Genomic DNA, 14,324 nt, shown 5'->3' with positions numbered 1-14,324 from the left:
CTGTCTTCTGGTACAATTAGAAAAGAAAAAGTAGAACAAATGATCGATAGAGGTGGAGCATGTCATGCGCATTCTACATACAGCCGACTGGCATTTTGGGAGATTGCTGGAGGGACGTGATCGAAGGAGCGAACAGGAAGCGTTCGTGAGTGAGCTGTGCCAGATCGTAGAAGATCGTGCGGTAGACCTCGTTCTCATCGCAGGTGACATATACGATTCGGTCAATCCGCCAGCATGGGCAGAAGAGCTGTTTTATGAAGCTCTTGAACGCTTGTCTGCAGGTGGTAGACGTGGGGTTGTTGTGATCGCTGGCAATCATGATCATCCTGAGCGGATCAGGGCAGCGGCTCCACTCGCTTATAAACAGGGAATCGTACTATTGGGTCTGCCCAAAGAGACGGCCTATATCAATAAAGAATCATCCCATGAACAGGTGAAGGTAGTGGAGGCAGGACCTTCCTGGTTGGAAATATCGATTCCCGGCATTTTGCATAAAGCGGTGATCATCGCACTTCCTTACCCTTCAGAGGCACGTTTGAAAGAATTGATCAGTGAAAACTTTACGCCTGAGCAGATGCAGCAGGCTTTTTCAGAGCGGATTCAAATGCTGTTGGAAGAACTGTCAACCAAATTCAGAGAGGACACGGTCAACCTCGTCATGAGCCACTTGTTCGTGATGGGCGGGGGAGAATCAGACTCCGAGCGACCCATTCAAATTGGCGGGACACATACCGTCTCTCCCTCGGCATTCCCGAAAAATGCGGATTATGTAGCCTTGGGTCATCTCCATCGCCTGCAAAAATTAAGTGATTCTCCCCTGATCCGCTACAGCGGTTCTCCTTTGGCTTACAGTTTTTCGGAAGCAGGACAGAGCAAGGCAGTAGTGGTACTCGACATTGTTCCTGGACAAGCTGTTTCGGAGGAAATCGTCTATCTTTCATCGGGACGGCCGCTAGCCCGATGGAAAGCTACCGAGGGAATTGCTCAGGTAGAACAGTGGGTAGCAGAAGGTCGAGATATCGAGAGTTGGATTGATCTGGAGATTCATGTTTCTGACGTCATTGATCCGGCAGAGTTCCAGCGCATTCGCAAGCTGCGTGACAATTTTATCAAGATTCAGCGTGTTTTGGTTGAGCGTGCAGAGGTTTCTATTGAAGCCACACAAGAAAAACAAATGAATGAGATGAGCCCTGAGCAATTGTTTCGCCGCTTTTATGAGCGCAAACGGGGAATACAGCCGGATGAGCGTGTCGTCGAGCTGTTTTCCAGACTAATGGCAGAGTCCGATCTGGCAGGGCAAGAAGGAGGGGATCAGGAATGAAGCCAATCCAACTGATTCTGGCAGGCTTACATAGCTATCGTGAAAAACAGACGATTGATTTTGCAACACTGTGTGAAGCAGGACTATTTGGTATTTTCGGACCCACAGGAAGTGGGAAATCTACCATTCTTGATGCGATCACGCTTGCTCTGTATGGACAGGTTGTCAGAATGGGGGGAAGCTCCCATCCGCAACAGGTGTTGAATCAACTGGAGAATAGCTTGTTTGTCTCCTTTACCTTTGAACTGGGAAAAGGCATTGACGCAAAGAGATATACCATTGAACGGGAATTTGGCGTCGATAAAAAAGGGAACAAACGCCAGCCGGAAGTTCGTTTGATTCAACGGGCTATGTCCTCCGAGGAAGCAGATTTCGTCCTGGAGTCCAAAGCAACGGCGGCGACACAGGCAATCGAGCAGTTGATCGGATTGACAATTCACGATTTTACCCGTGCGGTTGTGCTGCCACAGGGGCAATTCTCGAAGTTCCTTACACTGAAAGGCAGTGAGCGCAACGAGATGCTTCAGCGAATTTTTCATTTGCAGGAGTACGGGGAGAAGCTGAATGATCGCATTCGCAAAGCATATGAAGAAAACAAAGCCGAATTGCATCAGTTGGAGCTGGAGCTTGCCAGACTGGGCGAGGCAGGTCCTGAAGCATTGCTCGCAGCGACAACGGAACTGGAGGCAGTTCAGCAGCAAGAGCAGGCACTACGTACGCAGCATCAGCAACTGGCGAATCAAAAGCGTGAAACAGAGGAATTGCTGGCACTCCAGGAAGAGCATCAGACGGTTCTAGGAAAGCTGCACGTGCTTGAACAGGAAAAAGACAAGATCCAATCCACGCAGGAGATGATTCGAAATATCGAAGCCAGCGTGAAGCTATGGCCGTTGATTGAACGGCTCTCCAAGCTTGAGTATGAGCAAAATCAGGCGAAAAGCATGGCGGAAGAGTTGCGCAACCAACGAGAACAGGCGGATAAGGCCTTAGATGAACTGGAAAGTACTTATCTGGAAGCCGTTCACAGGCTGCGCCAGGATGAGCCTTTCCTCATCGAGCAAAAGTCGAAGCTGGCCCAGGCCTTGGAATGGGAGCAGGAGCTTTCATCCATGCAGCAGCTCATTGCACAGCAAACGCTTGAAATACAGAAAAAGCAAAGCGAAGCAAGCAGCTTGAGCCAAGAGCTGGAGCGAATCGAACAACAGTGTCAAAACTGGCAGCAGGAATTGACCGCTATGGAAGAACGGCTGCAAACGCTGGTAGTACCTGCGGATGAACGAAATCGTGCCCAAGAAATGATGGAAACGAAGCGAAGCTGGCAACGGGAAAAGACAGCAGAAGCTGAGTTACTGCAGGAATTGACCCGATACAAAGGCCAAAGCGATCACATCACGAGCCAGATGAAGCTGCTTCATGATACATGGGTATCTACTGGCGAACAATGGAAGCAGTCCAATGCCGATTTACTGGTTCTGCAAGCAAAGCCGATGGTAACAGAACAACAATTGGAAGAGACACGGGACGTTTTGTCACAAGTAAAGGGAATGGGAAAAGAGTGGCGTGACCTGTTGCAAGCCAAAGCGGAATGGGAAACCAAACACGCAGACTTTCAAGAGGCATGGTCTGCAAGCAAAACTATCCTACAGCAGTGCCATGCTGAGTGGACCAGTCGTCAGAGCAAGCGTGATGAGTTACTCAACCGCAAGCAGGAGGCAGAAGCAAGGAAACTGCAATGGCAGCAACAGAACATGGCACATAGTTTGCGAACGAATTTACGAGAGGGAGAGGCTTGTCCGGTATGTGGCTCATGTACACACCCTGGCAGCAGCCAGACACACAACAGGGTCGATTCCGACTTGCTTGTAAAAGAAGAACATGACATTCAAGAGCTGATTACCCAGCTTGAACGAGAAGGTAAGGAAGCAGAACGTCTTGTAGAGCACGCAAAAGATCAGCTCCATGCATCACAGGTACAGGAAGCGGCCTTGAAGCAAAGAGAGCTGAGCTTGTTGGAGGAAAAAGAAGCAATCCAGCAACGCCTTGAACAAATCCTCCAACAGTTACAACAATTGGGTAGCGGCTGGGCAGTTTCCGAGATCGGGCAGTTATTGGATCAATACAAACAAGTAGATCAAGACTTAAAGCAAAAAATTACAGAGAGAGATTCGGTACGAATGCAACTCGAGGAATGCCAGGAGCGGGTAAACCGATTGCGAGAGTTGGAGCTTCAACAGAAAGCTGATTACGAGAAACAGGCAGCACTCCAGCACCAGCTTGAAAGCCAAATTGCAACTTCCCAAGAAAAAATGGCTCAGGTGCAAGATCAAGTGAAGCAACTGGAAGAAAGACTGCTTTTGCTCGCAGGAGAGCTTTCCATTGATGCGATAGATCAATACTGTCAAACCATCAGCGAACGCGAAACTGAATCGATCAAGCTGCAACAGCAGCACAAAGAACGAACAGACCAACTGAAGCTGGTTCAGCTTTCGTATCAAACACAAAAAGACAAGCATATCGAATTGTCCAGCATGCTGGTGATGATGAACCAGCAGCTAGTGGAGAGAAATGCCCGTTTTGACGAGAAAAAACAACAATGGAAGAATACGACGGGTGGTGTTCCTGCGAGGGAATGCATCGAGAAGCTAGATCAACAAGTATTGCAGTACCGTGAAGCGGTTGAAAAAGCGGAGCAGGCCAGACAACAAGCAATCGCCTTCAAACAGGACGTCCACGAAAAACTTGTAAAGGCAGAAGAAGCATCGATTCAATTGGCCCGTCAGCAGGGAGAGGCAGCACTTGCGCTGGAGCAAGCATTAGGCGAGAGTGGCATGAACGAAATCTCTCAAGTCGAGTCGTTCTATCAGATGAAGCTGAGTCTTCCTGATTATCAAAAGCTGGTAGAAGAGTATCAGACACAAGTAACAGGCTATCGTTACGACAAGATGAAGGTAGAAGAAAAATTGAATGGACGATTCGTCAACCAAGAGGCTTGGGAGGCACTTCTTCACACGTGGAAAGAAATTGACGAGGTATGGGAAGTAGTCAAAAAGCAACTCATCCTCTCTTCAGAGCAACTGGACAAGATCAAGGAAAATCACGAGCGCTGGACACAGCTTCACGAACGGAGAGAAAGAATTGCAGACGAGCAGAGCAGGTTGGAAGAATTGCGAAAGCTGTTTGAAGCAAAAGCGTTCGTCCAGTTTATCGCCGAAGAGAAAATGACTTCAATTGCTCGTGATGCATCCTACCATCTCGCACGCATGACCAAGAACCGTTACGCATTGGAGATCGGTGCAGAGGGAGAATTTGTACTGAGAGATGAAGCGACGGGGGGAAATCGTCGTCCTGTCAGCACACTGTCTGGTGGGGAGACGTTCCTGACTTCGCTTGCGCTTGCCCTTGCGCTTTCCGTAGAAATCCAGATGCGAGGCAGCAGACTGGAGTTTTTCTTCCTGGACGAAGGGTTTGGGACGCTCGATCCAGAGCTTCTTGAGGTAGTGCTCGATTCGCTAGAGCGGCTTCGCATGGATGACTTTGCGATCGGACTGATCAGTCACGTTCCCGAGATGCGGGAGAGGATGCCACGCAGGCTGGTCATTACCCCGGCTGAACCAATGGGGGCAGGAAGTACGATTAGACTGGAAATTGAGTAATGTGGGAGGTACGAAAATGGCTGTCCAATTTATTTTGGGACGAGCAGGGACAGGCAAGACGACGACCATTGTCAACCGAATAACGGAACAGATGGAGTCCATGCCAAGTGGACCGCCTTTACTATATATTGTACCGGAACAGGCTACCTTTCAGGCGGAGTATACGCTCGCCACATCGAGCAGCTTGTCGGGAACCATTCGGGCACAGGTTTTAAGCTTTGGCAGATTGGGCTTTCGGATTTTGCAAGAGTTAGGTGGAGCCAGTCTAGTGCCCGTCGATGAGTTGGGAAAACAGATGGTGCTACGCATGCTTTTGGAGCGGCATCGAGAAGAGCTCCAGTTGTTCCAGCGTGCAACTTCACAACCTGGATTTGTAGAAAAGCTGGCCCGCATGATCAGCGAGTGCAAAACCTATGGAATCACTGTCGAGCAGTTGCAACAAGAAGACTTTGGTCAAGGAACCTTATCTGCCAAGCTGCATGATCTGGGAATCATTATGCGTGCGTATGATGCGTATATAACGGGTCAGTACTACGATACGGAAGATATGCTGTCGAGAGTAATCGCACAGATTGAGCGATCCAAGTACTTGCGTGATGCAGAAATCTGGATTGATGGATTTGTCGGCTTTACTCCACAGGAGTATCAAATCATCGAGCAGTTGATTCGTCATACGAAAAACGTAACAATTGCTCTGACGCTCGACCCAGCCCTTGTGCATCAGCCGGTAAATGAACTGGACCTGTTTCATCAGTCGCATGAGACGTATATCCGGTTGCGCAAGATCGCTGGGGAAGCAGGGGCTGATTGGGAGAACATAATTGAACGGGGAGAGACCTATCGCTTTCAGAACAGCCCTGCGCTCAGGATGATGGAGAAGTCCTTTTTCTCGTGGGGAAAAGTGGAGCCACTACCTGCTTCTGACCAGCCTTCCGGTGTGGAAGTGTTTACCGCAACCAATCGGCGTGCGGAAGTCGAAGCGATCGGGCTTAGCATCCTGTCACTTGCCCAAGAAAAGGGGTATCGTTGGCGTGAAATGGCTGTTCTGGTGCGGGATATCCAGCCTTATGCCGATACAATCGCCAATCTGTTTGCGGAAATGGAGATTCCTTATTTTCTCGACCAGAAGCGGAATGTGATGCACCATCCGCTGATTGAATTGGTGCGGTCAGCATTGGAAATGGTTACTTTTAACTGGCGATATGAAGCGGTATTTCGCTGTCTCAAAACTGACCTTTGTTCGCCTTTAGACTCCTTATCCTTACGTGAGTCCCGTGCAGCGATCGATCTGCTGGAAAACTATTGTCTCGCCTATGGAATACAAGGATCTCAATGGTTCGACTCTGCTGCGTGGGGATTCGGACAACATGACAAGACCTATGAGACCATCGATGAGATCAGACAGCGCTATACAACGCATTTGAAGAATTTTGACTGGTTGATGAAGCCAGCGACCAAGGCAAACGTTCGGGCGATGACAACGATGCTGTATCAACTGCTCATTGACCTGGAGGCTCCTGCCAAACTGGAAGCATGGCAAAAGGAAGCGCAAGATAGCGGGAATGTGGAGCTTGCCAGAGAGCACGGCCAAGTCTGGAACGGCTTGATGGACCTGTTCGATCAGGTAGTAGAGGTAATGGGCGATGTAACACTCGATCTTCATACCTTTACCCAAATTATTGAAAGTGGATTGGAGAGCTTCCGGTTGGGTTTGGTTCCGCCTGCGGTAGATCAGGTGGTCATCGGGCAGATGGAGCGTTCACGCCAGCCGGAAGTGAAGGTATTGTTTATCGTGGGAGCCAATGAAGGCATTATCCCGATGCGCCCGCAGGAAGATGGACTGCTCGATGAAGCAGAAAGGGACAAGCTTCAGGAGGCAGGGATTGAACTGGCCCCATCTGCTAAGCGGAAATTGCTTGCTGAGCAGTTCTTGCTCTATCAGGCAATTACACGCCCTGCGGAAAAACTCGTCATCAGTTGTCCGCTCGCCGATGAGGAAGGGAAAGCACTTCTCCCTTCTACGGTGCTGGAGAAAGTCAAACGGTTGCTGCCTGTCGTGCATATGCAATTTTTTTATCATGAGCCGACAGGAGAAGGAGAGACTGATCTTCTGTTGCTGGGGAATTCCAAACGTGCCTTTCCGCATCTGGTTACTTTGCTCAGGCAGATCAGAAAAGGAACGGAGCTCTCTCCTTTCTGGTGGGAAGTGTACGACTGGTTTGCACAAAAGCCGAACCTCGATAAAGAAAAACGGCTGTTATCTGGGCTTCATTTCACCAACCAGCCGCAAAAGCTGTCCAAAGGAACGAGCCGTTCTTTGTACGGAAAGCATTTACGAGTGAGTGTTTCCCGGTTGGAACGATTCCAGAAATGTCCGTTTCAGCATTTTTCCTCTCATGGTCTGCGGTTGAAGGATCGAGAGTTGTATCGTCTGGAACGCTTTGATGTGGGCGATCTGTTCCATGCATCGTTAAAACGGGCGGTTGAACGCATCAATGAGGAAAAGCTGGACTGGGGAGGCATAACGGAAGAGGGCAGCATGATTTTGGCTAACGAGGTGGTGGATGAGGTCGTTCCACAAACCCGCAGCAGCATCCTGAACCGCACGGCTCGTTACCGTTTTGTCACTAGCAAACTGAAGCGCTCGGTCGGCAGAGCCATTGCTACCTTGGGAGAGCATGCCAAACGGAGCAAATTCATTCCGATTGGTTTGGAAATTTCCTTTGGGCCTGATGCAGAAATACCGGGGCTTACTTTTATCTGCAAAGATGGCAGTACGCTTCAACTGATGGGGAGAATTGACCGGGTAGACCTTTCTGTGGAAGGGGAAAAAAGATATCTCCGTGTTATTGATTACAAGACAGGTGCGAAAAATTTGGCGCTGGTCGATGTCTGGAACGGGTTAAATCTGCAATTGCTGGTATACCTCGATGTGGTTGTAAGCAATGCGGTGGAATGGCTTGGCCACCAAGCAGAAATTGGCGGCGTCTTTTATTACCAGGTGGCTGATCCGCAAGTTGCCTCCAAAACGATTCTGACACCAGAAGAAGTAGAGCGTGAGCGGATTCTGAAGTTGAAGATGAAAGGTTTGATGCTCGCGGATCCCGAGCTTGCCCGCTTGATGGATGCACAAACAGAGAGCGGTTCTTCGGAATTGGTACCGTTTGGGCTCAAAAAAGACGGCACGTTTACTGCGTATTCATCTGTAGCTACCAAGGATCAATTCGAAAAATTACAGGGCTATGTCAGACAGACCATACAGGAGATTGGCGAGCGAATGCTTGATGGAGAGATTGCAATTGCTCCATATACGCAAGGTCCGATTCTCGCTTGTCAGACTTGTTCGTACAAACCTGTTTGCCAGTTTGATCAGTTTTTTGAAGGAAATGAACAACGGCTGCTCTCCAAAATGAAAAACAGTCAGGTTTGGGAGATGCTCACAACGGGAGGGGATTCCATTTGACAACGCAACCAACCAATCCCGGTCAATGGACAGACGAGCAGTGGGAAGCCATTATTACCAAAGATCAGGACATCCTTGTTGCTGCTGCAGCCGGCTCCGGGAAGACCTCTGTACTCGTTGAGCGTATCATCCGACGTGTACTTGATGTAGACGACCCAGTTGGCGTTGATGAACTGCTTGTTGTTACATTTACCAATGCAGCAGCAGCAGAGATGAGGCACCGCATCGGAGACGCTTTGCGCAAGGCGATTGAGGATCAGCCGGAATCGGTTCATCTGCGCAAACAACTGACATTATTACAGCGGGCAACGATTACCACACTCCACTCTTTTTGCTTACAATTGCTGCGCCAATACTATTACGTGGTTGACCTCGACCCCAGCTTCCGCATCGGGGACCAGTTAGAGATGGAACTTATCCGTCAAGATGTACTGGAGTCGCAACTGGAAGAGTGGTATTCAGGCGATGGAGATTTTCTTGTGTTGGCAGATGCATTGATCGAGGGACAGGATGATTCAGTTTTATCCCAATTATTGATCAAGCTGTACGAGTTTTCACGCAGTCATCCGGAGCCAAACAGGTGGCTAGCGGATGCGGCAGGTATGTTTGATGTAGAGGAAGATTCATCGGTTGACGAGCTTCCATGGATGGCAAGTGTACTGGGAGCGATTCGGATTCAGTTGCAAGGACTGGTTTCGCAGTTGCATAAAGCAATCGCATTGGCTGCTTCTGTAGAAGGGCCGAACGCCTATGTCCCTTTGCTTGAAAAAGAGCAATTGGAAATTCAGTCGGCTTGTACCTCATGCGACAGCGGTTGGGAGGCCGTCCAACGTGCGATTCAATCGATCTCGTTTGGCCGACTTCCGGGTGTGAAAGAAGCGGACCCGTTGCTCAAAGAACAGGTACAAGCACTCCGCAATGGAGTGAAGGATAGAATCAAAAAAATAGGCGAAGAGTATTTTGTCATGGATGCTTCCCGGTATGTTGCTGATATTCGCGATCTGGCACCTCGCATGAGGACGATGACGAGGTTGATCAGAGAGTTCGATGAGGCGTATCAACGAGAAAAACGGAGCAGAGATTTGGTTGATTTCGGTGATCTGGAGCATTTTGCTCTTCAGATTTTGACGGACAAAGGAGAATCGGATGGTTCCGTTCCTTCCGCAATTGCTAGACAGTTACGAGAGCAATTTGCTGAAGTACTGGTAGATGAGTATCAGGATATCAATTTGGTTCAGGAAACCATCTTGCGGATGGTCTCACGAGATGCTGCGACAGACAGGCGGGGCAATCGTTTCATGGTAGGTGACGTGAAACAGAGTATTTATCGTTTCCGACTTGCCGAACCAAAGCTGTTCATGGAAAAGTACCTGACATTTTCTCGTAATGGCTCTATCGCCAAATCAGGCTATCGAATTGACCTGGCAGCCAACTTCCGAAGCCGTAAAGAAGTGGTAGATTCCGTAAACTTTATATTCCGTCAGGTGATGACGCCTCGAGTGGGTGAAATCGAGTATGATCGTGCTGCTGAATTGATTGGAAGAGCACGTTACCCGGAAATTGAGCCGGAACAACTTACGCCTGAGGTACACTTAATTGATCGTTCAAAACCCGCAGAAGAAGGATCTGACGGTCTTTACGAGGATGGAGAAGCGGGAGAAACTGCGGAAGCTCAGTTGGCTGAGGATTTTCAAGCACTACAAGAAGAGGCAACTGTAGCTCAACTGGAAGCCAGACTGATCGCCAAACGGATTCGCAAGTGGATGGAGCCGGGGGAAGGCGGAAAGCCACTGCTTGTGTATGACAAGAAAGAAGGTGGCATGCGCCCGTTAGCCTATCGGGACATTGTCATTTTACTGCGGGCAACGGCGGGCTGGGCACAGCCAATCATGGAAGAATTCAGAGCCATGAGCATTCCTGTTTACACAGAGCAGAGTGACGGATACTTTGGTGCAACGGAAATTGAAGTCATGATGTCGCTACTGCGGGTTATCGATAACCCGAGACAAGACATTCCGCTTGCTTCCGTATTGCGATCCCCAATTGTAGGCTTGCTGGAGGAACAATTGGCCCATATTCGTGTAGCGTATCCGGGTTGTCCGTTTTATCAGGCGGTCGAATCCTGTCTGACAGAACAGGAAGGACCAGACAGCGACTGGATGTCACGCCTTCGCGATTTTTATGAAGTTCTTGAACAGTGGAGAACCAAAGCAAGACAGGGATCACTTGCTGACCTGATCGCCATGATCTACCGTGATACAGGGTATCGGGATTATGTTGCATCATTGGAAAATGGTGTACAACGACAAGCCAATCTGCAAGCTTTGTACGATCGTGCCAGACAGTATGAATCTACATCGTATAGAGGCTTATTCCGTTTCCTGCGGTTTATCGATCGACTCAAGGAGCGGGGAAGTGACTTAGGAGAAGCCCGTGTCGTGGGTGAAAACGAAGATGTCGTTCGCATTATGACCATCCACAAGAGCAAAGGATTGGAATTCCCTGTTGTCTTTGTAGCGGGGCTCGGGAAGCAATTCAATACGATGGATATGAAAAGCGGCTTTTTGCTGCACAAAGATTTTGGTTTTGGCCCGCAAGTGGTCGATACCCGGTTAGGCTTGCGCTATCCCAGTGCGAGTTATCTTGGTATCAAGCTGCAATTACATCGGGAAATGCTGGCCGAAGAAATGCGTGTTCTGTACGTAGCGCTAACCCGTGCCAGAGAAAAGCTGATTCTGGTCGGTTCACTGAAAGATGCAACCAAGAGTGTGATCACATGGTGCCAGCAAACAGATCAATCGACAACCTTGGCAGACGAAGATCTAATCAATGCAAAAGGTTATCTTGACTGGGTGGGTCGATCATTGGTGAGACATCCGGATGGAGCGCCACTTCGCCAGATAGTACAGGAATTGGGTCAAGACGTGCAGCTACCACTTACAACCGATCCATCTCGCTGGCAAATCATTTTGCATCATGCTACAGATTTCCCTTCGAGCGTTGTCTCAAAAGGTACAGATGAGTTGACGTGGAGAAAGTTAGCCAATCTTGAACCAGTTGAAACGAGACCGAGAGACGATCATTGGCGTGCCCGCATTGAGGAGCGTCTATCCTGGAAATATCCGTACCCTCAAGCGACACAATTAGCAGCAAAATGGACTGTCACCGAGCTGAAAAGGCTGGAGGATGAGCAGCGTAAAAGTGAAAACAGCGGCAGTATGGACTGGGCATCACCCAATCACAAAGTACGGGTGACACAGCTTACCCATAAACCAAAGTTTTTGATGAAGCAAGATGAAATAGTTTATAATTCAACGAATGTTCAGAAAATTAATCGTTTCTCCAAAGCAGAAATCGGCTCGATCATGCACCTGGTCATGCAACATATCGATCTGCGGGGCAACCTGGACAGAGGCGATATTGAAAGACAGCTTGAACGGCTGATTGAGCATGAGTTTTTGACAAAGGAGCAGGCGGATCAGGTCAGTATAGACAAGATCGTGCGCTTGTTTGAATCGGAGCTTGGTGTAATGCTAAAGAGCGCATCGCGTGTTCACCGCGAATTGCCGTTTACCATGGCGGTGAATGCTCGCGAAGTGTTGAGCGAACAAGCCCATCTGGAGGGAGACATGGTCATTCTTCAAGGTGTGCTAGACTGTCTGATTGAACATCCGGACGGTTCGTTGACATTGGTTGATTACAAAACGGATGCAATTGATACAGAGGTAACACCGGGTCTTGTAAGGAATCTGGAAGAACGCTACCGAAAACAGGTACAAAGCTATGTCCGAGCCGTTGAGAGTATGTGGAAACGGGAAGTAAAAGACAGTTATCTCTACTTCTTTTCTGGCGATCTGAGCGTACAAGTGAAAAAATAAGATTAGCGTGCAGAACTGTCCTTCTTAGTGAGGGGCAGTTTTTTTTCTGGATTTATCAGAAAGTTTAAGTACTTTAAGGCTTAAAGTACTTAAACTTCTCCTTTTGCGTGAGCCCATTAAGAAAAGATTTCGTCCGCTTGCAGTCTCCTTGGAAGTGATACCAAGCCGACACCCAACCCCTTTAGGGGGCGAAGCGTTTGGCGATTCCCTTTCGCAGGGAAAGAGCGGACTTGATGATCTTCTTTGCAAACTTCCACAGAGCGATGTTTCAGCCCCCCCGATGAGAGGGGGAAAGGGACGAATTCTTTTCTGGTTTTGTGACCGAAGTCATTTCCGTTTTTTGAAGAAATGTATAGCAGGATAATATATAATCGATAAACAAAATTTTATTTGCAATTAATGAAATTGTTTGTCTTTTCCTATTGTTCAATTTAATTCGACACGATATAATGACAAACGTGAAAGCGCTTTTAAGCGTTAAAGTGGAAGTTAAAAATGTTTTACGTGGTGCACACTATATGCAACACCATCAGAATCAGGAGGTAGAATCTGTGGATTTATTTCGTAAAAAGTCTATAGGCGAATTGCTGCAGGCAACCAATGCAAAGGGTGGCTCGCTAAAAAAGGCGTTAGGTGGATTTGACCTGACCATGTTAGGTATCGGAGCCATTATTGGGACTGGTATTTTCGTGCTGACAGGTGTTGCTGCTGCTAAGCACGCTGGTCCAGCACTTGTACTATCATTTATACTATCTGGACTAGCCTGTGTGTTTGCCGCGCTTTGTTATGCAGAGTTCGCATCTAGCGTTCCAGTTTCTGGTAGTGCATACACATACAGCTACGCTACCTTTGGTGAGTTCATTGCCTTTATCCTGGGATGGGACCTGATTCTTGAATATGGACTTGCATCGTCGGCGGTTGCCAGTGGATGGTCAGGCTACTTCCAGGGACTGATAGCAGGCTTCGGAATCCATTTGCCCACGGCCTTAACCAGTGCATATGATCCAGAAAAAGGCACAATTGTTGATTTGCCCGCTATTCTTATTCTTTTCTTAATTTCATTATTGCTTATCAAAGGTGTTCGTGAATCTGCGAAATTCAACAACGTAATGGTTATCATCAAAGTATCAGTTGTTCTTCTCTTCTTGGCTGTTGGTATTGGCTATGTAAAACCTGAGAACTGGACACCATTCATGCCATTCGGATTTTCTGGTGTTGCAACAGGTGCTGCAACTGTTTTCTTTGCATATATCGGATTTGATGCGGTATCAACTGCGGCAGAAGAAGTTCGTAACCCGCAACGAAACATGCCTATCGGTATCATTGCTTCTCTAACTGTATGTACTGTTCTGTACATTGCTGTTTCTCTTGTATTAACAGGTATCGTCCCTTATGAGCAGCTCAACGTAAAAGATCCAGTTGCTTTTGCTCTTCGTCTTGTTGAACAGGATTGGGTTGCAGGATTTATTTCGCTTGGTGCGATTACTGGTATTACAACGGTACTTTTGGTTATGATGTATGGACAAACTCGTCTTTTCTATGCGATGAGCCGTGATGGTTTGCTTCCAAAAGCACTTTCTGCTGTTAGTCCAAAAACACAAACACCTGTGAAAAGCACAGTACTCGTAGCTCTCTTGTGTGCCATTTTTGGTGGATTCGTACCACTTCACAAATTGGCGGAGTTAACAAACATCGGTACGTTGTTTGCGTTTATCGTCGTATCCATTGGAGTAGTTGCGCTTCGCAAAACTCATCCGGATTTACCACGTGCATTTAAAGTTCCTTTGGTACCACTAGTTCCTATTCTGGCAGTACTATTCTGCGGATACCTGGTAGCAAGCTTGCCTGTTAGTACATGGATTGGCTTTGTAACCTGGATTGCGATTGGTATTGTGGTTTACTTCGTTTATGGGTATCGAAACAGTGCATTAAACGGCGTGAATCAGGAATCGAAATAACGAAGGATAGTAACGAAAGATAGTAATGAAAGATAGTAATGAAAGAAAGAA

The 14,324-nt window shown here is 48.1% G+C and carries 5 protein-coding genes; all 5 read left to right on the top strand.

What is annotated here, in order from left to right; translation table 11 throughout:
* Positions 1-64: 64 nt before the first annotated feature.
* The 5 genes from ACPW7N_RS20815 to bcaP all read left to right on the top strand — a co-directional run bounded on the left by ACPW7N_RS20815 (position 65) and on the right by bcaP (position 14,273).
* Positions 65-1,321, top strand: coding sequence for an exonuclease SbcCD subunit D (locus tag ACPW7N_RS20815; RefSeq protein ID WP_425653170.1), 1,257 nt, complete (start codon positions 65-67; stop codon positions 1,319-1,321).
* A complete protein-coding gene (locus ACPW7N_RS20810) occupies positions 1,318-4,974 on the top strand; it encodes an AAA family ATPase (protein ID WP_425653169.1) in 3,657 nt (1,218 codons plus the stop codon). Before ACPW7N_RS20815 ends, ACPW7N_RS20810 begins: the two co-directional genes overlap by 4 nt.
* 16 nt (positions 4,975-4,990) lie before the next feature.
* Entirely contained in the window at positions 4,991-8,437 is a 3,447-nt protein-coding gene (gene addB, locus ACPW7N_RS20805) for a helicase-exonuclease AddAB subunit AddB (RefSeq protein ID WP_425653168.1), read from the top strand.
* Positions 8,434-12,315 carry a helicase-exonuclease AddAB subunit AddA gene (gene addA, locus ACPW7N_RS20800; protein WP_425653167.1) on the top strand — a complete coding sequence of 1,294 codons (3,882 nt, stop codon included), beginning with the start codon at positions 8,434-8,436 and terminating at the stop codon, positions 12,313-12,315. The genes addB and addA overlap by 4 nt, the downstream gene beginning before the upstream one ends.
* Positions 12,316-12,866: 551 nt before the next feature.
* Positions 12,867-14,273, top strand: a complete 1,407-nt coding sequence (gene bcaP, locus ACPW7N_RS20795; RefSeq protein ID WP_425653166.1) for a branched-chain amino acid transporter BcaP — start codon at positions 12,867-12,869, stop codon at positions 14,271-14,273.
* The last annotated feature ends 51 nt before the right edge of the window (positions 14,274-14,324 follow it).

It is taken from the genome of Brevibacillus nigriterrae (assembly GCF_049846925.1).
Lineage (GTDB): Bacteria > Bacillota > Bacilli > Brevibacillales > Brevibacillaceae > Brevibacillus_H.
Note: the sequence above shows the minus strand (reverse complement) of the source record. Positions and strands in the feature narration are given on the sequence as shown.